The sequence below is a fragment of the bacterium genome, from assembly GCA_039961635.1.
Classification (GTDB): Bacteria; 4484-113; 4484-113; order JAGGVC01; family JAGGVC01; genus JABRWB01.
The window spans coordinates 13,111-36,037 of sequence record JABRWB010000057.1 but is presented as its reverse complement, the minus strand read 5'-3'; the positions used below and the strand labels follow the sequence as shown (position 1 = coordinate 36,037).

General features: G+C 57.2%; 24 protein-coding genes and 4 tRNA genes. 16 read left to right on the top strand and 12 right to left on the bottom strand.

Annotated features, from left to right (window positions below):
- The first annotated feature begins 118 nt into the window (after positions 1–118).
- Positions 119–1,468: a hypothetical protein gene (locus HRF49_09105; GenBank protein MEP0814803.1), complete on the top strand. Its 1,350-nt coding sequence runs from the start codon at positions 119–121 to the stop codon at positions 1,466–1,468.
- A gap of 157 nt (positions 1,469–1,625) precedes the next feature.
- A complete protein-coding gene (locus HRF49_09100; GenBank protein MEP0814802.1) occupies positions 1,626–4,298 on the top strand; it encodes a PKD domain-containing protein in 2,673 nt (890 codons plus the stop codon).
- An 81-nt stretch (positions 4,299–4,379) separates the two neighbouring features.
- Here HRF49_09100 and HRF49_09095 read toward each other — a convergent pair whose 3' ends face one another.
- The 3 genes from HRF49_09095 to rpmF all read right to left on the bottom strand — a co-directional run bounded on the left by HRF49_09095 (position 4,380) and on the right by rpmF (position 5,802).
- Positions 4,380–5,204, bottom strand: coding sequence for a helix-turn-helix domain-containing protein (locus HRF49_09095; GenBank protein MEP0814801.1), 825 nt, complete (start codon positions 5,202–5,204; stop codon positions 4,380–4,382).
- A gap of 133 nt (positions 5,205–5,337) precedes the next feature.
- On the bottom strand, positions 5,338–5,571 hold the full coding sequence (acpP, locus tag HRF49_09090; protein ID MEP0814800.1) for an acyl carrier protein: 234 nt from the start codon (positions 5,569–5,571) through the stop codon (positions 5,338–5,340).
- A 24-nt stretch (positions 5,572–5,595) separates the two neighbouring features.
- Positions 5,596–5,802 (bottom strand): 50S ribosomal protein L32, encoded by a 207-nt coding sequence (gene rpmF, locus HRF49_09085; protein MEP0814799.1) that lies wholly within the window; start codon positions 5,800–5,802, stop codon positions 5,596–5,598.
- 225 nt (positions 5,803–6,027) lie between these two features.
- Here rpmF and HRF49_09080 point away from each other — a divergent pair.
- The 9 genes from HRF49_09080 to HRF49_09040 all read left to right on the top strand — a co-directional run bounded on the left by HRF49_09080 (position 6,028) and on the right by HRF49_09040 (position 11,106).
- A tRNA-Ile gene (locus tag HRF49_09080) sits at positions 6,028–6,101 on the top strand.
- A 20-nt stretch (positions 6,102–6,121) separates the two neighbouring features.
- Positions 6,122–6,194: transfer RNA gene (locus tag HRF49_09075), tRNA-Ala, on the top strand.
- Positions 6,195–6,217: 23 nt separating this feature from the next.
- A complete protein-coding gene (locus HRF49_09070) occupies positions 6,218–7,051 on the top strand; it encodes an RDD family protein (protein MEP0814798.1) in 834 nt (277 codons plus the stop codon).
- Positions 7,052–7,065: 14 nt separating this feature from the next.
- Complete coding sequence (locus HRF49_09065) at positions 7,066–7,911, top strand: hypothetical protein (GenBank protein ID MEP0814797.1); 846 nt, start codon at positions 7,066–7,068, stop codon at positions 7,909–7,911.
- Between the two features lie 73 nt (positions 7,912–7,984).
- Entirely contained in the window at positions 7,985–9,529 is a 1,545-nt protein-coding gene (locus tag HRF49_09060; protein ID MEP0814796.1) for a TolC family protein, read from the top strand.
- Positions 9,530–9,579: 50 nt separating this feature from the next.
- Complete coding sequence (locus HRF49_09055) at positions 9,580–10,290, top strand: ABC transporter ATP-binding protein (protein MEP0814795.1); 711 nt, start codon at positions 9,580–9,582, stop codon at positions 10,288–10,290.
- A 167-nt stretch (positions 10,291–10,457) separates the two neighbouring features.
- On the top strand, positions 10,458–10,760 hold the full coding sequence (locus HRF49_09050) for an adenylate/guanylate cyclase domain-containing protein (protein ID MEP0814794.1): 303 nt from the start codon (positions 10,458–10,460) through the stop codon (positions 10,758–10,760).
- Between the two features lie 199 nt (positions 10,761–10,959).
- Positions 10,960–11,031 (top strand) — tRNA-Lys (locus tag HRF49_09045).
- Positions 11,032–11,034: 3 nt separating this feature from the next.
- A tRNA-Glu gene (locus HRF49_09040) sits at positions 11,035–11,106 on the top strand.
- Between the two features lie 106 nt (positions 11,107–11,212).
- Here the strand turns inward: HRF49_09040 and HRF49_09035 are convergent.
- Positions 11,213–12,010 carry a hypothetical protein gene (locus HRF49_09035; protein MEP0814793.1) on the bottom strand — a complete coding sequence of 266 codons (798 nt, stop codon included), beginning with the start codon at positions 12,008–12,010 and terminating at the stop codon, positions 11,213–11,215.
- A gap of 446 nt (positions 12,011–12,456) precedes the next feature.
- Here HRF49_09035 and HRF49_09030 point away from each other — a divergent pair, with 446 nt between their 5' ends.
- On the top strand, positions 12,457–13,797 hold the full coding sequence (locus HRF49_09030; GenBank protein MEP0814792.1) for a phenylacetate--CoA ligase family protein: 1,341 nt from the start codon (positions 12,457–12,459) through the stop codon (positions 13,795–13,797).
- A 27-nt stretch (positions 13,798–13,824) separates the two neighbouring features.
- On the opposite strand, the gene HRF49_09025 is transcribed toward HRF49_09030, so the two are convergent.
- Positions 13,825–14,886 carry a M20/M25/M40 family metallo-hydrolase gene (locus tag HRF49_09025; GenBank protein MEP0814791.1) on the bottom strand — a complete coding sequence of 354 codons (1,062 nt, stop codon included), beginning with the start codon at positions 14,884–14,886 and terminating at the stop codon, positions 13,825–13,827.
- Between the two features lie 72 nt (positions 14,887–14,958).
- Between HRF49_09025 and HRF49_09020 the strand changes: the two genes are divergently transcribed.
- Positions 14,959–15,981, top strand: a complete 1,023-nt coding sequence (locus HRF49_09020) for a hypothetical protein (protein MEP0814790.1) — start codon at positions 14,959–14,961, stop codon at positions 15,979–15,981.
- A gap of 36 nt (positions 15,982–16,017) precedes the next feature.
- Positions 16,018–16,593: a hypothetical protein gene (locus HRF49_09015; protein ID MEP0814789.1), complete on the top strand. Its 576-nt coding sequence runs from the start codon at positions 16,018–16,020 to the stop codon at positions 16,591–16,593.
- A 136-nt stretch (positions 16,594–16,729) separates the two neighbouring features.
- Here the strand turns inward: HRF49_09015 and HRF49_09010 are convergent, their stop codons facing one another.
- From HRF49_09010 to HRF49_08985, 6 genes are all read right to left on the bottom strand, one after another.
- Positions 16,730–17,002, bottom strand: a complete 273-nt coding sequence (locus HRF49_09010) for a nucleotidyltransferase domain-containing protein (GenBank protein MEP0814788.1) — start codon at positions 17,000–17,002, stop codon at positions 16,730–16,732.
- A 56-nt stretch (positions 17,003–17,058) separates the two neighbouring features.
- The gene (locus HRF49_09005; protein ID MEP0814787.1) at positions 17,059–17,268 is read right to left on the bottom strand and encodes a DUF2283 domain-containing protein; all 210 of its coding nucleotides are present in this window, start codon (positions 17,266–17,268) and stop codon (positions 17,059–17,061) included.
- A gap of 1 nt (position 17,269) precedes the next feature.
- Positions 17,270–17,455 (bottom strand): DUF4258 domain-containing protein, encoded by a 186-nt coding sequence (locus HRF49_09000; protein MEP0814786.1) that lies wholly within the window; start codon positions 17,453–17,455, stop codon positions 17,270–17,272.
- A gap of 39 nt (positions 17,456–17,494) precedes the next feature.
- The gene (locus HRF49_08995; protein MEP0814785.1) at positions 17,495–18,751 is read right to left on the bottom strand and encodes a 3-isopropylmalate dehydratase large subunit; all 1,257 of its coding nucleotides are present in this window, start codon (positions 18,749–18,751) and stop codon (positions 17,495–17,497) included.
- A 17-nt stretch (positions 18,752–18,768) separates the two neighbouring features.
- Entirely contained in the window at positions 18,769–19,302 is a 534-nt protein-coding gene (locus tag HRF49_08990; protein ID MEP0814784.1) for an HD domain-containing protein, read from the bottom strand.
- Between the two features lie 92 nt (positions 19,303–19,394).
- Positions 19,395–20,174, bottom strand: coding sequence for a citryl-CoA lyase (locus HRF49_08985; GenBank protein ID MEP0814783.1), 780 nt, complete (start codon positions 20,172–20,174; stop codon positions 19,395–19,397).
- 193 nt (positions 20,175–20,367) lie between these two features.
- Here HRF49_08985 and HRF49_08980 point away from each other — a divergent pair, with 193 nt between their 5' ends.
- A complete protein-coding gene (locus HRF49_08980) occupies positions 20,368–21,258 on the top strand; it encodes a pentapeptide repeat-containing protein (GenBank protein ID MEP0814782.1) in 891 nt (296 codons plus the stop codon).
- A 36-nt stretch (positions 21,259–21,294) separates the two neighbouring features.
- Positions 21,295–22,068 (top strand): patatin-like phospholipase family protein, encoded by a 774-nt coding sequence (locus tag HRF49_08975; GenBank protein MEP0814781.1) that lies wholly within the window; start codon positions 21,295–21,297, stop codon positions 22,066–22,068.
- A gap of 3 nt (positions 22,069–22,071) precedes the next feature.
- Here HRF49_08975 and HRF49_08970 read toward each other — a convergent pair whose 3' ends face one another.
- The gene (locus HRF49_08970; protein ID MEP0814780.1) at positions 22,072–22,923 is read right to left on the bottom strand and encodes a site-specific DNA-methyltransferase; all 852 of its coding nucleotides are present in this window, start codon (positions 22,921–22,923) and stop codon (positions 22,072–22,074) included.
- Between the last annotated feature and the right edge of the window lie 4 nt (positions 22,924–22,927).

The following is a 22,927-nucleotide window of genomic DNA, read 5'->3' as shown; positions in this document are numbered from 1 at the left end:
ATCCCGCCATGTGACGGGATGGCGCTTCAGCAAAATATTGTTTAGGGAGCAGTAAGATGAGAAGCAGCACCTCGAAGTACAAGTTTCGCAGGGGGGGGGGGGTAGTCCCCTTTCTGCGATGGTTGTCGTTGTTTTAAGTTTCGTATTGGTTAACGCCTTGTTTGCATCGCTTGGCGGTTGCGACAAGGACGGACGGTTGTCGAGCGGAGCCTCGCAAACGCCTTCGGATCGTGCCGAAGGCATGCAGATTCCGCCCGGCCCCGAAGAAACGCCTGACCGCTCGGTATCCAATGCCCCCGATTTTGCCGAGGACGCGGTTTTCGATTTCGATCAGATTGGCAATCGCAGCATTTCATGGGGCGAAGTTATGCGGGGCGATGGAAACCGTGACGGAGTAGTCAATTCGGGCGACGGTGGTCCATTGCAGGATTTCAATGGAGACAAAATAGCGGGGGGGAGTCCATCATGGCCGATGAAAGACCCTGTAGATTATGATGATGACGACGAAATCGAATACGGCTACCAGGATGGTGATTACGAAGTCTGGACCGACGCGTGGACGGCTTGGCATGCGATAGACGGCTACAAGGTTTACCTCCGTTACAGCTATTTGGGCCAGGTGATTCACACGGTAACGGTTCCCGGTCCGAGTTACGCCATGCGAACGTCCAAATTCCTCTACGACGAAAACTCGGAGCCCGATCCCGAGAATCCCTTGCTGTACAAGCCAAGCGGCTATTACTGGACCGAAAACGGCGCGGTGGGCTACGTCTGCACTTTGACGTATGACGACAGCCAGAGTTGGATTGACGAGGGCACCTGGTACATCTCCGTCGCTCCGTACGATGGACAGGACGTGGGCACGGAGAGCTCAAGATGGCAAACAACTCTCGCCGATTCCGATCCGCTTGGCGACACGCTCCGCATCGAGTGTCTGGATACGACTATCAAGGGCGGCGAAACGGCGCGAATTCAGATCTGGATCACCGAAAACGAGGCAGATCTTTTCCACATGCCAGCTTGCAGGGTGCGCATTACTCAGGATACCGGTTCGGACGCGATAGACTGGGACAGCGTGACATACTCCGATTTCAGTGCAACCAATCCGCTGCCGTTCTGCCAGGAGTTGTACGACCAGGGATGCGATTTCGCCGCGGGCGCAATCACCTGGACGCCTCCGTTGCGCGACCAGGCGGACGAGCGGACCGCGGATATGCCTTTCATTTTCGGAACGCCTGATCCTTCCTACGGCGTCTCGGAAGGGACCATCGGCTATTTCGGATACATCGACATACCCACCAACGCCGTTGACGAGGAGGTGCAATTCACCGTATTTCTGGAAGGCCTTGATCCTACGCCCCCGTACGAGCCGAAATGCTGGTACCTTTACAGCAATAGCTCGCAGGACATCGAGTATTTCGATACCGTGAGTGCGACGGGCATCGAAGTATCGGTTGAAGCTGATTAGAATTGCAGCCAGCGGCACCCGCCAATTCGATTCCAGGCAGTTCGTATTCAGCTTGAAACAATGCGACGCCTGGCATTGAAACTGCAGTAAGCAATTGCCAATGGTGTTTTTCCCCGGGGATGCGGATGTTTGATCCGCGCTCCCCGGGGCGGATAAAATGTACGACAAGATGAACGGAAAGAAAATGCAACACGGCAATGGGAGCGGCGCGATTATCAGAGTCGCCGCGGAGCTGGGCATGGCCTCGGTTTTGGTTTTCATTTTGCTGTTATCCTCTACCTGCAAGTCGGGACGGGCGCGGGCGATTCAAGGCGCCGGCATTGAGGGGATCTGGTTTGCCGAAGAAGAAATCCGCGCGTTCCCGCCCCCGGCCGGTACCGACCAGGAGCTGTTCGAAGCGCTCAGAAACGAGCTTGCATCTGCGCTGAAGAACCGCGGCGCATCGGCCGGAATTGCATGGGGGACGCGATTGGTGGAGGATTTGGCATACGATCCATTCTATAAAAAGCTTTCCTGGACTTACAAAAATGAGGGCGATTACGATACAAGCGGCGATGTGGGTATTTCCGATTTGACCCCCATTGCGCAGCACTACCTCGCGCGCACCAGTGACTCGCTGGGGAACGATCCTCTCGAAGCATGGATTGACGGAGACGGCAATGGGGAGATTGGAGTGGGCGACGTGACTCCGATCGCTAATAACTGGCAGTGCGATCTCAAGGCGTACCGTTTTTTCACTTCGCAATCGATCGACGGCGAGTTTTACCGCGTTGGAGCGGACGTTCCATTCGGCGAACCGGGAGTTTTCCCGAAGACTTTCACCGTGGATGCGCCGTTTGCGATGCTGAAATATTTAAAGGTCGCGCCGGTGGATTCGCAAGGAAATATTGGGACGATGAGCGAAGCCGTCGAACGGACGGCGGCTGTTTATCCGCCCGAAGTGGAATCGGTTTCGCCGCTGTCGGGCAACGACGGCGCGCAGGTTACGTTTGCGCCGGTTGTGTCCGGAACAGAACCTTTGCACTATTATTGGGATTTCGGGGGGGGGACGCTTCCGCCGATTTCGGAATCGGAATCCCCGGTTGTTGTGCTTGGCGCGGCGGGCAAATATTCCTGCCGGCTAATCGTGTCAAACGCCGCGGGAGAGGCGGAATTTCCGTTCACGATTTCGGTCGAGAACTACAACAGCCGGCCAATCGCGGTCCTGGGACTTTATCCGTCGTTTGGTCCAGCGCCGCTTTCGGTCATGGTGGATGCGACAGGAAGCAACGATCCCGACGGAACCATAGTCCGATACCAGTTCGACCTGGACGGCGACGGGCTGTACGAAACGGACAACGGAAACATCGGGCTTTTGCAGCACACATACGATACACCCGGTACGAATTATGTTTCGCTGCGGGTCACTGACGGGGAGGGGGCGACCGACGCAACTTCAAAAAAACTAACCGTACAGACTTTTACCGGAGGCAACAAGCAGCCCGTTGCGTCGCTCGTTTCAAGCGCGCAGGAGGGCAACGCGCCGCTGACGGTTTCGTTTGACGCTTCGGGAAGCTTCGATCCGGACGGGACGATTGTACGCTACGATTGGAACTTCGACGGAGGTCTGTGGGACGTTCTAGACGGGGGGCCGGCGCAGGAGTATACATACAATATTGCCCATCCACAGACCACTTGCCAGGTACGCGTGACGGACGATGCAGGGGCATCGGCGATAGCATTTGCATCGATCAATGTCCACGGCTGGCACGACTATGGCTGGCCGGTGATCGAGGAAGGTCCTTCGGTGGGGACATTCGCGTCATTGGCCGTGATTTCCGATACCCCCGCCGTCCTTTATTCAATCGAATCGAAAACAAAATACGCCCGTGCTATCGATATTTTTGCACGCGAATGGAATGCACCGATAAGGCTGCCAAATGGTATTGGTGCCGGACAATTGAAAGAGATTGCCGGAAATCCTGCCTTTCTCTATTCAGACTCAAATAACGGATTGTATTGTTTTATTCGCGCCGCAGATTCAATAGGCGATGAATGGGCAAATCCTTCACCGGTAATATCCTTGGACCATATTGGTACTGCAAGCGGCCTCTTTGTATCGAATGGTATTCCCGCATTTGCGTATAGGGATAAAAATACAAAAGCGCTTATGTATATTAAGGCCGATGATGAACTGGGAAATTATTGGGGACAACCAACAACCGTGCTGGAAGGAGAAGCAATTAATCAAATCATGGCGGTGAGTCTAATTGGCAAACCCGCCATCGTATACGGCTATAACAAAAGCAATGATATCTGCTCCATTAAAATCATTCATTCGCTAAACCAAGAAGGAACCGAATGGGGCGAGCCAATGCAGGCCTTAAATCCGGGATTTGACGGCACTGCGGCGTGGTTTGACATACTTGTTATTGATGGGATACCTTGCATAGTGGCCGGAGACAACGGTTACGACGACAAGGAGTTCTGGTTTTCTCGAGCCAACGACGCGGAAGGAGCTTCCTGGGGCGCTCCCGTTCTTATCCCGGTGGACATTAACTACTGGGGTTACTTCGACGACAAGCCGCGGCCGCAATTGTCGTCGGTGGACGGGATTCCGCTGGTGATGGTCCAGAGCGGTTCTTACAGCGGCGGGTCGGTTTATTACTCGGTTGCGCTCGATGAAAATGGCTCGCAATGGAGCGGCTGGGTGAAAAACGCGGGAGTTTGCAACGGCGGATTGTCCGTGACCGAATTCGAGGGCGCGCCTATCGCCGTATATCGATACTACTATCAGAGCCTTGGCGACATTCGGCCGACGGAAGGCGTATCGGGAGGATTCTGGCGGTAATCCGTCAGAGGATATTGGCCGGGCAATTGCGGCGAATTCAGTTGAAGATCCATTTCCAGCCGAGGCGTCCCCGTCGCTTGGCTAATACCGCCTCGCCACATGCACAAGCCGGCCGATCAGGTGCACGGTGCGCCCAAGGTCGCCGCGGCGTACGACGAGCGGGCGGAATGCGGGATTGGCCGGCTCCAGAACAACCGCGTCGGATTCGAATAGAACTCTCTTGAGCGTCGGGTCCTCGCCCTCGACGGACACCGCGCAGATGTCGCCGTCGCGGATTTCCGCGCCGCGGTCGATCACCGCGGTGTCGCCGTCGAGGATTCCCGCGCCCGACATCGAATCGCCCCGCACGACGAGCGCGGCGAACGGCCCGCGCCCCGAGACGCCTGACGGCAGCTCCACGGCAGGGAATCCGTCCGCGTCCGCGACCGCAGTGACCGGGCCGTATCCCGCGGGAATCGCGCCGAGTAGGGGAATCCGCCTGACTTTCACGGCGCGGAACGCCGCAGGCTGCAAGTCCGAATCCGCGCCCGCTGCGGATTGCACCGCGGAAAGCACGCGCGCCGCCGCCTCCGGGTCGGACGGAGGCACGAGAGACGGGCCCGGCGCGGCGGAATACGCGCCCGATTCGCCCGAAAGCCGCGAAACGGCTCCGCCCGCAGCGGAGTCCGCGGGGCCGAACTCGTCGACCGTCGAAAGGTATCCGGCCAGGACGAGCAGCCTGCGGTAATCGAGCATGGGGAGCGCGGCGGCGAGTTTTTTCAATACCGCGGGGCTGGGGATGCGGATCGTACCGGATTCGAGCTGCGAAATATAGCTGTGGCTGAGCCCGACCATCCTGCCTAGCTCGCGGGCGGTCAGCCCGGCGCCCAGCCTGGCGATTTTGATTGCTGCTCCAAGTTCGCTCATCGGCGTTGCTCCAAGTTAAGCTATACCGATGATAAGTATTTCTAGGGGGAATGTCAAGCGCGGCCGCGTCGCGAAAAGCGCGGACGGGCGCGCGTGCGCGTTCGGGCCGGGATTTTGAAACAAATGGAGGCGGTTAGCCCTTGATGGCCTCGATGGCCTTGAAGACGTCGCCGACTGTGGCGAATTCCTCGGCGTTCTGGTCGGCGAAGCTGACGTTGAACTTCTCCTCGATCTCCATCACGAGGTCCGCCCGGTCGAGCGAGTCAGCGCCCAGATCGTCAACGAAGTGCGACGATTCGGTGATCTTCTCTTCCGGTACGTCAAGCTTTGACGCCACCAGTGCCCTTAATTCGTCGAATGTGCTCATTCCTGAATACCCCTTAAGCGACGGCTAGGCAGCCGATGATTCCTTCTTAACCTTTATCTTGACAACCTCGCTGCCCTTGTACCATCCGCAGTGCGGACAGACAAAATGTGAAAGCTTGTATCCCGCGCAGTTCGGGCAGCGCACGAGCGCGGGGTGCTTGATGGGCATAAAGCAGCTGGCGCGCCGCTTGGCCCTTTTGGTTTTACTTATTTTTTGCTTTGGTAACGGCATTTGAAGCTCCCGGGTTTGCACCCAGCAAAACTTGAAACAGGAGTATATTTTAAAGGCGGCTCGATTGTCAAGCTCGCTGGATGCGGAAGACGCCGCGCGTCCCCGCGTGATGCTTTGTGTGTGTTGGAAAGCCAGGGGGGATTCCAATGTGGGGGATTGCGCGCAGTTGCAATTCGCCCGTTCACAATTGACACTCAATGGCCGTTGAGATAGAATCGCATCGGCGGGTCGGTAGCTCAGTTGGTTAGAGCGCGTCCCTGATAAGGACGAGGTCCCTGGTTCGAATCCAGGTCGACCCATTTAGGTCAGCGCCTATTTTGGGGATGTAGCTCAGTTGGGAGAGCGCCTGCTTTGCACGCAGGAGGCCGTCGGTTCGAGTCCGTCCATCTCCATTCGAGATACAGCCAGGAGCAGCATGAGCAAAGGATTCTGGGAGTACGAAGAAGAGGAACGCAAATCCGCTCCGGACACCGCCCAAGCGCATGCGCCGGAGGCGGCGTACCACGAAATTGCGGTCAATTGCTATCACCATCCCGATCGCCGTGCTTCCGCCATTTGCCCCAAGTGCAGCATCTACTACTGCTCCGAGTGCATGACCCTTCGCAAGGGCAAGCTGATGTGCAAAACCTGCGCCGAGGTGGAATTCGCCGTGCCAGACGACCAAATCGTCATCGGCGAAGAGCCGTCGCTGGAGGAGCAGATCAAGCCGGAGCGTCCGCCCGATTTCAATCCATACGGCGCAGCCGTCCACAACGAGGGGAGCTTCGCCAATCCGCTCAAGCGTATATTCGCTTTCATTTTCGACGTGGCTCTGGCGCGGGTTTTTTACTTCGTGCTTTATTTTTTCTGGACTTTCATCATCCTTTCGATTTCCGGCAAATTCAATTTGTACGACTTCGGATTGAAGGTGAAATTGTACTGGCCGGCGGTCATCCAATACTCGCCATGGTATCTGTTTTTAATCGGCGATTTCCTTTACTTTTTCTCGTTTCTTGCGATGCGGAACCGCACCCTTGCGATGAGCTGGTTCAACCTTAGGATTGTCACCATTTACGGGGATTTCGTGGGGATCACCCAGGTCTTGATCCGCACGCTTGTAATGATGGCCACGGCCAATGTGACGCTTCTGTTCGCGTTCTTCTCGCCCAAAAGGCAGGCGCTTCACGACTGGATCGCACAGCTGGTGGTCATCAATTACAGCGGAATCAAAGAAATAGATCCCAACGAGACTGTAGCGATCGAAATGTAGCCAAGGAGAGGACAGTGACACCGGGATCGATTTTTCTTTTGTTTCAGGCTGCAGAGCCGGAGGCCGGCCAACTTGTTTCGCCCACGTGGATTCTGCTCGCCGTCGCGCTCCTTTGCATCATCGGCGCGGGGTTGAGGTTCTTCCGCTGTTTCTTCCAGGCGTATTTCCTTCCGCATTTGAGTTTGCGGCGCCTGGCGGAGGAGGAGCATTTCTTTTACTCGCTCGCGCTGGTTTTCGCCGGCTCCGCGCTTTTTGTGGTTGGACTTTCGATGTCGCATCCCGCGATGGACAAAATTGCGGAGGAATGGGTGGTGCAGACCGTCCAAAATGAGACCAGCTCCTCATCCAGCAACTACAAGGACGTTGCCCAAGCCAAGGCGGAGGACGACTTACGCAACGATTACGAATTGATATTCAAAACCAACATCCTGGTCCTGCCGCTTGTTCCGGTTGTCTTCTGGATTTTGTTCATGTCCTTGACCTGGCTCATCGCAAAGCTGTTCCACACGCCGATTACTTATGCGCATTTCATGCGCACGATGGGTTATAACGGGCTGATCTTCGGCGCCGGGGCGGGCGCCATGTTTTATTATCAGACCGCTGGCATCGCGGGAACCGAAATTCCTGGTTGGGTTACTCCGGTCGCTTTGATTCTCGGAATTTACGCCGTGATTCATCTTGTCATATCGTTCATGCAGGGGCTCGACCTCGCGCCGATCGGCATCATAGTTAGTGTGGTGATCGCGCTCGCCATAATAGCCGGAATCGGATACTTGGTAATGTATCAGTGGGGATTGCCGGCTTGGAACGACTACTGGAGCGAAATAAACGCCTACGATCCTTCCAGGGGAAGCGTTTAGGATTGAAAGGAATTTCGGCCTCGACGGCTTTAGAATCGAACTTGCGGGCCGCCGAGGCAATCATGTAGTAGTCATGAAGCTTGCAGCCGCCATCCTGATTGTCGCCGCCGCCCTCGCTCCGTCCGCCGCAAACGCCGCTTCGGGCGACGTTGTCGTAGTGGCCGCGGGGGGACAGGCAGGCGCAACTCCATCGGCAAATCCCGCCGCCGCACCCGCGGAAGCGTTATCCGCGGAAAGCGAAGGGATTCCGGTCGTTTTCACACTCGACGAGCTTATCCTGTACGGCGTCAGGCACAATCCCGAAATCTCCCGGCTCAAGCGCAGCCGCGACAGGCAGGAACTTGCGAGGGACGCGAACCTGTTTTTCACCGATCCCAGGCTCGACCTGAGCCTGACGGCCTCGCATCGCGAAACCGCAGGCCGGGCGAGCACGGCAACCCAAAGCGGCGTTTCCGAAACCGAGGGAATGAATTTCGACATTTCGTTCACGAAGCCCCTTGCCTCTGGCGACGTTTTCAATATTTCGAATTCGCTTTATACGACGGATGTGAACGTGTCCGGCGCGGAAATTCCGACGTCCTGGGGCGGCAGTCTGTCGGCATCCTACACCTGGCAGCTTTTCAAGGATCGCGGCAAGGTCGCGACGTACCTCGGCTTTTACACCGCCGATAACTCTCTTTCGCTTTTGTCCGCGCAGATAGAGGATGAAACGCGGGCTCTGGCGGGGCGCATCGCCGCCGCGTATTTCAACGCGGCGTACCTGAAGGAAGCGGTCCGCGTCGAGGAAGAGGCGCTTGAATATTACGAGCTGCTGTTGCTCCGCAACGTCGAGCGCTACAAAGTCGGGCTTGGACTGAAAAGCGACATCCTGCAGGCGGAAAACGCGAAGATTAGCCAGGAAAGCGCGGTCGTCCAGAGACGCTCCGAACTTGCCGACGCGATGCGCGCGATTGTGGATGCGATCGGATACGAAGAGGGCGCGCCTTTGGATGTCGAGCCTTTCAACGTCCTCGAATTCGCGCCTTCCGAGTTGATCGGCAAGGATCATTGGAACAGGGTGCTCGAAGCAAGCTTCGCGCTCAAACAAATCGAATCGCAGCTTGCAAACCTCGACATTTCTGACGCGTATTTGCGCAACCAGCTGCTGCCGGATTTCGACTTGACCGCGCGTATGAGCATGCAGGGCGAAGAGGAGGATTTCGGCGGCGCGCTTGACAGCATCACCGACGCGAAAAGCTATTCTTTGACGCTTACATACTCGCTGCCCTGGGGAAAGCGCGACATTAAAAGCAAGCTGCAGCAAAACTCGATACAGGCGGCGGAGCTTGCGGAATCGCGGCGCTCCGCGGTGCAGGCGCTTCGCACGCGTTACGAGTCGCTGGCCAGGGCGCTTGAAACGACTTACGAACAGGTCAGGCTCGCGTCAAGCAACGTTGATGTGGCGAATGAAAACGCGTCCATACTTCGCGAAAGGCAGCGCGTCGGTCTCGCGACGACGCTGGATGTTTTGGACGCCGAAAACAGGCTGAAGCAGGCGAGATTGTCCTATCTAGCCGCGGTTGTCCAGCATTTGCGGTCGGAATACGAATTCAAGGTTCTGGCGGGACTGGTGCCATGATGAAGCCAGCCAGATTCGGCCAGGGAAATTCCGGCGGAGCGAGCGGCTCGATGATCTCTTTCCGCAACATCGTCAAGATTTACCGTATGGGCACGCACGAAGTCCGCGCCCTCGACGATGTCAGTTTCGAAATAGAGCCGGGCGAATTCGTCGCGATAATGGGGCCGTCCGGAAGCGGCAAAAGCACGGCGATGAACATAATCGGCTGCTTGGACCGTCCCACTTCCGGGGAGTATTTTCTCGAAGGCCAAAATGTCGCGCACCTTGGGGACAACGACGCCGCCCGAATCCGCAACAAGAAAATAGGATTCGTATTTCAGACTTTCAACCTTCTTCCGCGCACGAGCGCTCTGGAGAACGTGGAGCTTCCGATGATTTACGCGGGGGGGGTGCGCAACCGCCGCAAGAAGGCGATGGACGCGCTTGCGCGCGTCGAGCTCGCCGACCGCGTGCACCACAAGCCGAGCGAGCTCTCCGGCGGCCAGCAGCAGCGCGTCGCGATCGCGCGCGCGCTCGTCAACGATCCCGCGCTGATACTCGCGGACGAGCCGACGGGAAACCTCGACACGAAATCGGGCAACCAGATAATGCGCGTTTTCCACGAGCTCAACAATTCGGGGATTACGATTGTGCTCGTCACTCACGAGGAAGACATCGCCCGCCAGGCCAAACGGATACTGCGGTTCCGCGACGGCAGGATAGAGCGCGACGAGCCGGTGAGGGACAGGGCCGTTCCGGATGCAGCGGCGGTGGAAAGCTGATAACTGATTCGCTGCCGATAATACTTAATTCGCAATCCATTCAGAAACGAAAGCGGCTGTTTGTTGTTCCTGTTCAGCAAAGTAAAACTTGTCATTGAGCGGTATTTATTTGGGTTATGCCCGCCACCGGAGGAACCTCTACACACACGAACTAACGCACTGCATTCATTCCTTTCACGGACAAACACCGCTCAACGCAGCTTTGGGAAAGCTGCGGACGGGACTTCGGGAAGATGCTCGAGCGCCACAATGACGAAGTCGAAACTACGGTTCGCAGCCGCGGCGGCGAGATCATGAAAAACCTAGGCGACGGATATATCGCTATTTTCGGCGATGCGTCGGACTTCTTTTCAAGCGGCGTCGAAATTCAGAAGAAGATCGGCCGGTTCGAGCCGCTTCCGGAGCTTCTGGATTTCGCGCTCGCCGCGCTGGAAGAAAATGAAATCAAGAAAGCTCCGCCCGCATCCTGACAGGCCTTTTCGGCCGCGGCGCTTGATGCATTCAATCTCCGCAGCTTCCGCTTACGGTTTGCTTAGACGTCGCGTGCTAATCTGTTTGCGCCTTTTTGTATTTGCTTCGACTCGACGCGCCGATGTGATTGACTTTGGGGCAATCCCGGCTACAATATCCGGCTCGCCCTGGGCTGGCGCTCGGGATGCACGTTCAATCGGGTGATTAGCTCAGCGGTAGAGCATCTGACTTTTAATCAGGTGGTCACAGGTTCGATTCCTGTATCACCCACATGGCCCCATCGTCTATCGGTTAGGACATCACTCTTTCAAGGTGAAAAGACGGGTTCGATTCCCGTTGGGGCTATTTTTTCTTTGCCTCGCAGTGCGCTTCATCTCCGAAAGTGAAACGGGGCGAAGCCGAATCGAATACGATTGCGCGCTCCGCCCCGAAATGTCGCCTGCTACGTCTGCTACTTGATCAAAGTTACATGACCTTTGAGCTCATGTGCCTTGCCATATGTCTTGCTGAATGAAGTAATCTTCCACACGTACACATCCTGCTTGCCGCGGCCCAGGCATGAGCCGGATACTTCCAAAACATGCGGCAGCACGAACGTGCGCTTTACGCTCGGATCGTCGCCCACGCCGTCGCCGTCAAGGTCGGCCACGACGAAATCCTTTTCGGAACCTTCGCTGTAAACGACCAGCATGTCGAAGTCGGGATCTCCCGGAGATACTGCGAGGACGTGATTTTCGCCGTATTTCGAATCTTCGGGATCATACGCCAGGCAGCGCCAGCGCCATTCGTGGTAGCGGTAACTTTTCCCGTCGGCGCCGGGCCGGAACTCGTCGCTTTCGTCGGCGCCCCAGTACATTCTCACGATATCCGAGTCGTAGCCCTGTACAACGACGACCTTGACCTTCCCGACGGCCTTCCTGCCTGTTGAATCGGTGACGCGCAGGTGCGCGTTGTACGTGTCGGGCGCGTCGTAGCTGTGGTATGCAAATCCGTCCGTGCTCGTCCAGTCTTCCCAGCCGCCGCCGAAATTCCACTCGTACTTCACGATCGGGCCGTTGCTGGAACTGGAGCCGTCGTCGTAGAAGTAAATAAGGCAAGGCGAGCCGGCCATGCCGGTGGATGTTCCGGGCCTGACCACGATAATGTCGCGCGCGGAAGGCGTACGGGAAGGCTCGATTCCCCCGCCGCTGCAGGATGCAATGAGCAAAATCCCCGACAGCGCGATTAAAACACTGTAAGTGCGTTTCATGCAAGCTCCTTGGAATGTTTACTAATGCGCGCTTGCGCGCAATGCATAGCTAGTACCGGAAGGAGGCGCGTTTTAGTTCAAGAAGATACATCCGCAATTCTTAGGCTTGTCGGGAAATCCCTTTGCGCTTAAGAATCGGGAGCGAATCGAGATTTTAATTTGGTTGGGTATGCAGGAGCTTTACTATGCCGCGAATGCCGCCTGCGCGTATTGCGAGAAAGCGGCGCAATGCCGCATGGCGAACAGCGCGAGCTTCGAGAAGGCGTGAACGGGCTGAAATTTCCCACGACCGCGGACCCGGACGGGAACGAATTGACGTTTCGGCAGTTCGGTTCTGCGGAAGCTGTAAAATGATGCGGCAAGTCGCCGCTGCGTTATTTGCGGCGATATTTTAAGGCGAGTTGATTCGGGAAGCATTAGTACGGACTTATTTTGCATCGGCCCGGATGCCGGTTTTCGGCCATATCGCGGAGCTGGACAGGCTCGCGAGAGCGCCGGTGGAGGAAATGAACGATGCGGTTAAATGCAAGCTCGAGCGTGCGTTGTCGCACGCAGCCTCCTCGGTCCCCTATTTTCGCGGCAAGGGCTACGAAGGGATTGACGACTTTCCCGTGTTGACAAAGCGGGATATTTGGGACAATTACGATTTAATGCGAGCGGACACCGCGAAATCGGACGAAGGTACGGAGATATTCACGAGCGGCAGCACGGGCAGGCGGCTGAAAGTGCTTTTCGATTCACTGGAGCGCCGTTGGCGCATTGCGCTGGCATGGTACGGACGTAGCGTTCCGGGCAATCCCGGAGAGTCGAACATTCCGCTGTGCTCCGGAACGGCAAGCCTTTGGGGAGCGAGCGAGCTTAAAACGGGAGGAATATACAAGCTCCGAAGGCGGATGCGCGATGCCTTGCTAAGGCAGAAGATATTCGGATGCTATTTGTTCCCAAAAGAAGACGCGATACGTATCCATCGGGAAATCGAAGCGCTGGCGCCGGATGTGGTAATGGGATATGTCACGAATCTCAAGCTGTTCGCCAGGTATTCACTTGAGCTTGGTCTGAAAAAAATCCGCGCCAAAAAAGTGGTGCCGACCGCGGAAGCGCTGGATGCCGCGTCACGTGACGAGATTTCTTCTTTTTTCGATGCGCCGATACGCGAGCGCTACGGATGCAGGGAAGCGGGCGGAATCGCGTTCCAGTGCGAGCACGGAGCTTGGCATGTTTTTTCTCCGCATGTTTTCCCCGAGGTCCTTAGGGACGACGGAAAAATCGCGCGTTCCGGCGAAGGCAGACTGCTTTTGACGAAGCTCAATAACAGGATAATGCCCCTTGTGCGATACGACGTCGAGGACCGTGTGGAGCTGTGTCTGCCCGGGGAAGTCGAATGCGAATGCGGCCGTAGCTATCCCGTGATGAGGAAACTAATCGGAAGGGATGTTGATTCGATAAGATTCAGCGACGGAAGCACGCTGCACGGATTGTGCGTTGCGGAGTCCCTTCGAGGTCTGCCGGCGGAGGAATTCGTCTTCGTTCAGGAAAGCGAGACATTGTGCCGATTTTACATCGTGCCCAGGCCGGAGTTCACGGACGATTGTCTTCGCAAAGCACTCGTTAAGCTGGAGACTTGGATAAAAGGGCGAGTGAACGTAGTTCCTGAATTGGTTGATGAAATTCCGCGCGCGCTTTCAGATCCATCCGGAACTGGCAAGAGGCGCCAGGTGATCAACCTGTGCGATGAGAATCGAAAAGCCCGCGCGCGGTCTCGTCCGGAAAATATGAAAGTAAGCTGAAAAACTGTTATTAAAAATACTTTATAATTAAAACCAGGTGACACACCACGCGGCGATCAAATCCACCAGCCGCGCCAAATCGCCCATTTGAATCCGCTCAGCGGCGGTGTGGCTGTAAACGACCGGCACGCTCAGTCCGAACACGCGCGAGCCCGAGGACTCGAACATCGACGCGTCGTTTCCGCCGGGCATGTATCCGTACTGAAGTTCGAATCCCAGGCCGCGCGCCTTTTCCAGAAGCGCATCGCGCGCCGCGTCCGGAACCAGCGTCGTCCCGTCGAACGCGCGCAGCACCGGCCCGCCGCCCGGCTTCGCGGAATCGAATTGTTTGTTGTCGCGCGGCCCCGCGCCAACCGTGAAGCTGTCGATCGCGATTACTTCTTCCGCGGCCGCGAACCTGTGCGCAAGCGCGCGCGCGCCGCGCAGCCCGACCTCTTCTTGGACGCTCCACGCGAAAACCGTCGGAACCGGCACTTCCGCCTTGCTTTCCGCGAGCTTTGACGCCGCCGCGACTAGCGCCGCGCATCCGAACCTGTCGTCCAGGCTGCGCGCCTGCACAAGCCCGCCCGCGAGCTTTTCGATCCGCTTCGGAAACGTCACGGTATCGAGAAGCCTCACGCCGAGCGCAGAGAGTTCCTCCGGCGAGCGAGCGCCGACGTCGAGAATCAAATCCTCCGCGGTAAGCCGCCTGTCCGAGAAAGCGCCCGTCCTGAATGTGACATGATGGCTGACCGGGGCGAACGCGCCTGGCACCGGCCCGCCCGCGGTGTGCACGACGACCGGCGCGCCCTCGTAAAGCTGCGCGTCGATCCCGCCGACCGCGACGACGCGGCAGTTGCCGTCCGGCCTGATCGAGGTGATGCGGAATCCGATCTCGTCCATATGCGCGATAAGCACGCGCTTCGGCTCGCCCGCCGGGCCGAGCCGGATCCAGCGGTTTCCCAATCCGTCGCGCTGGATTCTGTCATGTGCTATTCCCGCGGCGGCAAGCCGCGCCTCGACGACGGATGCCACCGCACCTTCGTTGCCCGAAACGCCTGGCGCGAGGATCAAATCGGAAAGCAGTTCGAAAAGCCGTTCGGTTTCCACCGGTTGATATTACACGAAAGCCGGATTTGATGCGGAACATTGCCGGAATCGCGCTGATATACAATACGCCCCGTGGCACTTGAGGTTTACAGCCCGGCAGTGCTTCCGGCGGCGCGCCCGCGCGTCGCGATCGCAATAGGGACGTTCGACGGCGTGCACCGCGGCCACTGGCACATCCTGGATGGACTCGCCAAGCTGGCGGAATCGGTCGGCGCCGCTCCGATGGTTGCGATGTTCGACTACCCGCCCGCGATATTTTTCAATCCGCACCTGCCGCGCGAGCTGATCGCGCTTCCGCGCGAGCGCGTGTCCTTGCTCGAGGCGCGAGGCGTGCAAATCCTTCTCGAACTCAACTTCGACGCGGCGACTTCCAAAATGAAGGCGCGGGAATTTCTGGATAAGGTAAATGTGAATTTCGACATCCAGGGGCTGCTTGTCGGCTACGACCACCGGATCGGCAGTGACCGGATTTACAAGGACGTGGATTACATCCGGATTTGCGACGAAGTGGGAATCGGCTTTTCGCGCATCGGGCGCAAGCTGATCGGGCGGCACACGGTTTCGTCGTCGCTAGTGCGCCGGATGATCCGCGACGCGCGGATGCGCGCGGCCGCGGCGCTGCTGGGACGGTACCACCGCGTGAGCGGCGTCGTGATTCCCGGCGAGCGGATCGGACGCGCGGCGCTTGCCTGCCCGACCGCGAACGTGCTATTGCCGGACGAAAAGCTCGGCCCGCCCGCGGGGGTGTATGCCGGAATCGCGCGCATCGAAAACGGCGAGGAGTGGCCGCGGCCGTTCAACGCGGCGATTAACATAATGCCCGCGCGCGTGAAAGCGGTGTACGGCGGGGAGCTGCCCGACCGGCAGCTTATCGAGGCGCACCTGCTGGATTTCGACGGCGACCTGTATGGCAAAACGATTCACATGGATTTCGTGAGACGGCTGCGCCCGGAACGGCGGTTTCCTGACCTTGCGTCGCTCAAGGTGCAGATTGCGGAGGACGTCGCGGACGTCGCGAAACTCGATCCGCTGTCGCTTCCGGTTCCGGACGAGGAAGAAGCGCTGGGCTTGCTTGAAGAGGACGCGAGGGAGTAATGCAGTTTTCGGTATAATTTGATCGGGAGTTACTGAGTGACAACCGATAGCAAAGGTGGATCTGTTTCGAAAAAGCCGTTTTGGGCGAACAATATTCCCGGATGGATTCCAGCAGCTGTTATTATTTTGGCTTTGGCATTGTTTGTCGCTCCAGCATCAGTAATGGCCCCATTTGCATACATTCAATATTGCCTTTCGCCGACAAAGAGCAAAGTAGCGATTATGACAAAGGCATCAAGCGGATGCGGAAATTGCATGAATGGGTATGACTTAATAACCGGACCGGAAAAAATTCCTGAATTGAATGAAAAGGCCATTCCTGCGCTTGTCGAAGCGCTCGCGTGGGATGGCAATCGAGCCTTGGGTGCTACATACAGAAGCATCGCAGATGTTGAACTTTGGAACTTGGGCGAACCTGGAAGGGAAGCGCCAAGAAATGTTGCGAATGGCGATGACCAGCGGCCAAAACCCATAGCCCTATTGTGGCTCGCACTTTTGGAGCCTGAAAAATACGAAAACGATTTTCTTAAATTAGCTGCCGAACATGGTTTTGGATGTAACAATTTGCTCGAAAGACCCATATCTTTGGCGATGAATCGGCAGCACACTTGATAATACCAAGAGAGCGGTCCAAGGAATTGCATGATAGGTTGATTTCTCTAATCGAAAAAACAAAAAACAGTTCTAATTAGTCATTCCAAATAAGCAACAGGAAAAGTAAATCCCGATTCACAGTGCTAAGGCTTCCTCAAGCACATGATCCTTTGTCTGGGGGTTTTATTCCCCCATCCGAAACAACATCTACTTTGCCGTCAAGCAGTTCTTCGACGTCTTGCCGGAATGCAACGAAATCAATAAAATTTCTGCCCTTAGCCATATGTCCCAATACATCCACGTCGCTTTGCGGACCGTCGTCTCCTCTTTCGAGGGAGCCAAACAGTCTTGCATTTTCCGCGCCGTGTCGCTCCGCGATTTCGAGAATCGCCGAGCGGTGAAGCGCCAGTTTTTCGCGTGCGGTCATGGCAGAAGCTGTTATACCGGAAGGGACGAGTAGAGGCGACCTGCGTGGCGTAAGGATTAGCTCCCGACTTCCACAGTTACGGACAGCCCGTTTGCCTTGTCCGGATGCCGCCTTGTTGAAAATCTCCGAAGTTCAATGCCGATGATTTCGCCATTATCATCCTCGTCCAGGAGAATTCCATCTCCGGCGTCCTTCGTGCGCGCAACCGGCCCCTCTTTCAGGTAGATGTAGACTGCATCGGCTTCCTTATCGAAAGTGATTCGCATATCACTCACCCACCCAGTATACCGTAATTACCAGCAAAAAGCTGTGCCTGTCCACAAAAACCGCTGCCAATTTCCTATGACGCACAGAAGTTTGCACCATATAAACGTTTTCCGCGAGACATTCAGATTCATCGCCGTTTTCAATAGCGCGAATCACGTCGTCCGCGTTAATTTTGCGCTCCTCCATTCGCTCGCGCGCATGGCGCGAAAATCTAATTACATGTATTCAATTTATCCAATTTGAAGAAATCTTCCCCGCGATCGCGCTCGCCGCGGCGGTGATCGGGCTGCACAAATAGATGAAGCTGTCCGGGTTGCCCATCCGCCCCTTGAAATTGCGGTTGGACGTGGACAGGCACACCTCGCCCGGCGCCAGCGCGCCTTCGTGCGCCCCCAGGCACGGCCCGCATCCGGGATTCATTATCACCGCGCCCGCGTCCGACAGCTTTTCGATTATCCCCGCTTTGAGCGCTTCTTGAAATACGCGCTTCGACGCCGGGAAAACGAGCAGGCGCACGGATTTCGCAACCTTCTTGCCGTCAAGCACCGCCGCGGCCGCGGCAAGGTCGGAAAGCCTTCCGTTCGTGCAGGTTCCAAGCACGACTTGATCGATTTTCGTTCCGGCCAGCTCGGATGCGGGGACTACGTTATCCACGGTGTGCGGCTTCGCGATCATCGGGACGATTTCGGAAAGGTCGAACGAAAGCCGGGACGCATACGCAGCGTCCTCGTCGGAATGAACGCAGTCGAAATCGGACGGCGCAATGCCGGTTGCGGCCAGGTATTCCCGCGTAATTTCGTCCGCTTCGAAATACCCGCATTTCGCGCCCATCTCCGCCGTCATGTTGCACAGTGTCAGCCTGTCGTTCATCGGCAACGCGGCCGCGCCCGGCCCGGCGAACTCGACCGCCATGTAATCCGCGCCGTCCGCCCCGATTTTGCCGATTATCGCGAGCGAGAGGTCTTTAGCCGTCACTCCCGGATTGAAATATCCGGTCAACTCTATCCGCATCGTTTCCGGCACGCGCAGCCACAAGTCTCCCGTCGCCCATACAGCCGCGGTTTCGGTGCGTCCTATGCCTGCTGCAAACGCGCCCAGCGCGCCGTGCGACGTCGTGTGGCTGTCGCTGCCGACGATCAGCATTCCCGGCCGCGCATATCCGAACTCGGCCAGCACCTGGTGACACACGCCGTCGGTTATGTCGTGGAAGTGCTCGATTCCCTGCTCCGCGACGAATTTGCGGATTGTCTGATGGTTCGTCGCATGCTTGTGGTCGGCCGCGGGCACGCAATGATCGAGCACGATGAGCACGCGCTCCGGATGCTTGACGCGCGCGCACCCTAGCTTTGCGAAGTGCGACGAAATCGCCGCGCTGTTGTCATGGGACAGGTACAGGTCGGGAACCGCGGTCACGATTTGCCCGGCGCGTGCGTCCGTTCCCGACTTCTCCGAAAGAACCTTTTCCGAAAACGTTTTTCCCATATTCTCCATCCTTCAACCTAATGAATCGGCTCGAAGTTGATGAAATCCGCGTGGTGGACGATTATCGCTTCGACTCCGTGCCTGCACTTGTCTCCCTCCCAGGAATGCGCGGCGATGATGTGCTGCACCGAATACGGCAGCCCGGCCTCGCGCGCCAGCGCCGCGCCGCTGACCGGATGGCGCAGCGCCTTGCCGCATTCGCTCGTCGTCCACTTTCCGTCCGCGCCGCGCGCGTATTCGAGCGGTTTGCCGATGTCGTGCAGCACCGCGCCCGAAAGCAATGTGTCCATATCCGGCTGCATCCGCGGCTCGTTGGGATACTGCTCCTTGAGCGCGAGTCCGATCGCGCGCGCGGTCGCGCTGACCGCGCGCGTGTGCTGGACGAAGCTGACGGGGCAGGGCAAGACCAGAAGCGTGAACGGCATCTGCATCAGGTCTTCCATCTTCCACTTGCCCTCGTCCATCGCCATCTGGACGCAGCGGATGGTTTTCTTTTTCAAATCCTCCGAGCCGATCTTCTCGATCTCGGGGAAGAGCTTCGCGATCATCATTTCCTGCGGTGTAAGCATTTATCTAAATCCTCCGTGGCTGCAATTGTTAATTCAAACCGCTCCCGAATCTCCATCCATTCTTCCGCCCCCCTTTAAGGCAATTCGCGCGCCGACGGACCGTCGTACTCGTGATCCTTCGGATCCACCACACGCATCGGTTTCTGGCGCGTCACCTCCTCGTGCGCGTGCGCGACAAGCCCCGGCACGCGGGAGATTATAAAGAACGCGTTCGCAAGCTCCGGCGGGATTCCAAGCTCGCAAAGCACCGCGGCTATCGCGCCGTCCACGTTAAGAGGAAGCGGCTTGCCCGAGCGTTTTTCAATCGCTTCGGCGATCGCGAGCGCCAGATTCAGGAATTTTCCTTCAAGCTTCGCATCCTTTGCCAGTTCGAAAAGACGCGCGGTGCGCGGATCTTTCGTATGCACGCGGTGACCGTATCCCATAGCCCGCTCGCCTTTCGCCTTGAGCGAATCCAGAATCGCGCCCGCCGCGCCGTCGAACGTCAGCCCTTCGGCATCCATCCGCTCGACGCCCGCGTAGAACATCCGCATCGCGTCCTCGATAGCTCCGCCGTGCCATTTGTTGATGGACAGTACGCCCGCGGCGACGCTTGCGTTTATCGGCGCGCCGGTACTCGCGACCGTGTGCGCGGCCAGCGCGGAAGGCGGAGTCGCTCCATGGTCTATGCTCGAAACGAAAATCGCTTCGATGAGTCTGCCGACTTCCCGTGACGGCAGCTCGCCCGTCAGCGCCAACCAGATCGCTTCCGCGAATCCGGTCCTGCCCATCAGCTCGTCTATGCGGTAGCCGCGAAGGCGGACCTCGTTCGGTTTGATTTCGGTAATCGCAGTTTTCCAGTGGTGTTCGCCCATGATTTCCTCCGGACGATATGAGTATATGCGCGGCGGGCGCAATACGCGTCGCTTCGCTTGCTTGTGGCGGATTGGTTATGTCGGAAAAGTGCTTGTCCATTGCCGTTCAAGAAAATCCTCCCGTCCGCCGATAACCGTTTCGGACGGCGGGGCCGGATTTCCGCGGCTATCCGAGGTCCGGAGGAACAACCGAATGGATGAAAAAAACGTCGCATTGTTATTCACGACAGACATTGAGGCCTTTTCGGCCGCAAAACGGGAATTCGCGGCGGGAAACAAGAGCCGCGTCCGGCTGCACCGCGTAGAGGCGGAAGGGCGGGATTTCACCGGGGCTGATTTGTCCGGTTGCGATTTTTCCCAGGCGGTTTTCCGCAGGTGCAATTTCTCCGGAGCGAACCTGTCGGGCTCGCTTTTCCGGGGGGCAAGATTCGATTGGTGCGACCTTTCCGGCTCTAATCTTACGGGCGCGTCGTTGGCGCATATTGTTGCAAACGGCCTTGTTGCGGCCGGCGCGGATTTCTCCGATGCGAACCTGTTTCGCGCGGCTGCCGAATCCGGCGATTTTTCGAATTGCAGTTTGGCGCGCGCCGATTTGACCGGCGCGCAAATGTCCCGGGCCGAATTTGCAGGAGCGAAAGGCGAGGCTGCGTTTTTCACGGCCGCGGATCTTTCCGGCGCGAATTTCTCCTCGGCTTCGCTGCGCAAATCCTATTTCCGGTTTGCCCGGCTGACTGGCTGCATCCTCACATCGGCCCAAATGCCGCATTCCACGTTTACCGGCGCTTTGCTGACCATGACCGACTTTACAAATGCAGACATCTCGTTTTCCGATTTCCGGACGGCGGTTTTCGACGGCACGACGTTCAGAGGCGCCCGTATGATCGAATGCGATATCCGCGAAACCGACGTTGAAAAGGCCGACTTCCTCGGCGCGGAAATGCTCGGCGCGCTTCTTTCGGGCTTTTCGGCGGAGGATGAAAAGGAACGCCACGAAGCCGCGCGCGAAAAAGCGTTGGCGGCTTCCGCAAGCGGCGGGGACGGAAAGCCGGTCGAGTTGATTCCACTGGATATTCCGGTAGTTTGATGACGGAATAATGCCGCGCCGCGCTAAAATCGGCGCGTGTCGAAACCGAAACGATTCGGATTGGTTCTTGCCGGCGGCGCGAGCCTTGCCCTTACCCACATCGGAGTGTTCCGCGCGCTCGAGGAACGGGGAATGAAACCCGTGGCGATTGCCGGCGTAAGCGCCGGCGCGATCGTGGGCTCGCTTATCGCGGCCGGTATGTCGCATGAGGAACTGCTGGATGCGACCGCGCAGGTGCGCTGGCGCAGGCTTGTATCCCCCGCGTTGCGCGCCCCGGGGCTGCTCCGGCTGGACAAAATGGGCAAATATGTCGAAGAGCGGACGGGCGCAGATAACATAGAAAAACTGCCTTTGCCGATGCGGATCGTGACCACGGATTTGGCCACCGGACGGCCGGTCGTTCATCGAAAGGGGCGGCTTGGCGAAACCCTCGCGGCGAGCTGCAGCATTCCGGGGATTTTTTCGCCCGTGAAGCTTGACGGCCGGATGCACGTGGACGGAGGGCTGAACGGAAACCTGCCGCTGGGCGCGCTCGACGACTTCCGCAGCCTGGATTTCGTGATAGCGAGCGATCCAGTGACGCACTGCGAGCTTAATCCGCGGCCGGACAACATGTACAAGGTGCTGCTCCAAACGTTTCTGATCAGCTTGAAGGCGACCACGCGCATTCCAAGCGAGTGCGCGCATCCCGTGATCAGGATCGAGCCGCGGCTGGCCGCGATCGATCCGTTCAACCTGAAGGAGCTGCACAAAATGGAGCCGGCCGGCTACGAAGCGGCGGAAATGGCGCTGGAGGAGGCGGGGGTTTGAAAATTATTTGCTCGGCTTTCTAAATACCAAAATGTACTCATGCTTGAAAATATAGAATCCGCTCTTAAGCGCGCGCACGCGCCATAGGTTTTCCAGATTTCTTTTCGCGCGGTTGTCCTGAATGTCCTTGACCACTATCCCTTTCAGCGAAAGGCCGAGGTCCAGCCCAAGCTGCATGCATCTAAAACCAAGCGGAATCCACTCGCCCTTTTCGTATTTGTCACCGATGACGATTGCGAGAAACCTTCCATGCGCAAGATGGGAGACCGCAAGTTTCAGCACTCCAGAAAACGCCGCAAAAAAATCTTCCAGTGATTTGCAATTGGAAAGGCAAGCAGGGTCATCGTTGAATTTAATAATGTCGTGATAGGGCGGATGCAAAATGGCCAAATCGAAAAATCCGTTTTTCGATTTTGGAAGCATGCTCGCAGCCAAATCCCAAGCCGTTTTCTTTTTGCAGTCGCCTGGAAAGGCATTGACGACCGCTATGGAATTGGCAGCCTCCGGATCCGTTTCGGTCGCCTTAATCGCGGATTCAACAAGCGCCCTGTTTAAATCTATTCCAATGCAATTTCTGCCCAGTCTTTTCGACTCGATCATCGTTGTGCCGCTTCCGCAGAATGGATCGACCACCCAATCGCCCTTTTTGGAAAATCGCAGCAGAAGTTGACGCGGAATCTGCGGGACGAAATTGCCGTGATAGCTTCCAGTATGGGCGCCCGAGGAGTCGCGCTTGCCCAGCAACCATAGAGAATCGGTCAGAACTTCGTCGAATTCCCGCCAATTCTCACCATTTATCTCGCTGAATCCGTCCGACTCCGAATGCCTTTTTCCGCTTTTTTTGGTTGCTGCCACTTTT

Bases quoted from the DNA above. Each gene is read 5' to 3' on its own strand.
- HRF49_08990 (MEP0814784.1), bottom strand. From the start codon at position 19,302: ATGATGATCGCGAAGCTCTTCCCCGAGATCGAGAAGATCGGCTCGGAG.
- HRF49_09070 (MEP0814798.1), top strand. From the start codon at position 6,218: ATGAGCAAAGGATTCTGGGAGTACGAAGAAGAGGAACGCAAATCCGCT.
- HRF49_09100 (MEP0814802.1), top strand. From the start codon at position 1,626: ATGTACGACAAGATGAACGGAAAGAAAATGCAACACGGCAATGGGAGC.
- HRF49_09095 (MEP0814801.1), bottom strand. From the start codon at position 5,204: ATGAGCGAACTTGGAGCAGCAATCAAAATCGCCAGGCTGGGCGCCGGG.
- acpP (MEP0814800.1), bottom strand. From the start codon at position 5,571: ATGAGCACATTCGACGAATTAAGGGCACTGGTGGCGTCAAAGCTTGAC.
- HRF49_09060 (MEP0814796.1), top strand. From the start codon at position 7,985: ATGAAGCTTGCAGCCGCCATCCTGATTGTCGCCGCCGCCCTCGCTCCG.
- HRF49_09055 (MEP0814795.1), top strand. From the start codon at position 9,580: ATGATCTCTTTCCGCAACATCGTCAAGATTTACCGTATGGGCACGCAC.
- rpmF (MEP0814799.1), bottom strand. From the start codon at position 5,802: ATGCCGTTACCAAAGCAAAAAATAAGTAAAACCAAAAGGGCCAAGCGG.
- HRF49_09035 (MEP0814793.1), bottom strand. From the start codon at position 12,010: ATGAAACGCACTTACAGTGTTTTAATCGCGCTGTCGGGGATTTTGCTC.
- HRF49_09000 (MEP0814786.1), bottom strand. From the start codon at position 17,455: ATGGAGGAGCGCAAAATTAACGCGGACGACGTGATTCGCGCTATTGAA.
- HRF49_08995 (MEP0814785.1), bottom strand. From the start codon at position 18,751: ATGGGAAAAACGTTTTCGGAAAAGGTTCTTTCGGAGAAGTCGGGAACG.
- HRF49_09010 (MEP0814788.1), bottom strand. From the start codon at position 17,002: ATGACCGCACGCGAAAAACTGGCGCTTCACCGCTCGGCGATTCTCGAA.
- HRF49_09005 (MEP0814787.1), bottom strand. From the start codon at position 17,268: ATGCGAATCACTTTCGATAAGGAAGCCGATGCAGTCTACATCTACCTG.
- HRF49_09030 (MEP0814792.1), top strand. From the start codon at position 12,457: ATGCCGGTTTTCGGCCATATCGCGGAGCTGGACAGGCTCGCGAGAGCG.
- HRF49_09105 (MEP0814803.1), top strand. From the start codon at position 119: ATGGTTGTCGTTGTTTTAAGTTTCGTATTGGTTAACGCCTTGTTTGCA.
- HRF49_08980 (MEP0814782.1), top strand. From the start codon at position 20,368: ATGGATGAAAAAAACGTCGCATTGTTATTCACGACAGACATTGAGGCC.
- HRF49_08985 (MEP0814783.1), bottom strand. From the start codon at position 20,174: ATGGGCGAACACCACTGGAAAACTGCGATTACCGAAATCAAACCGAAC.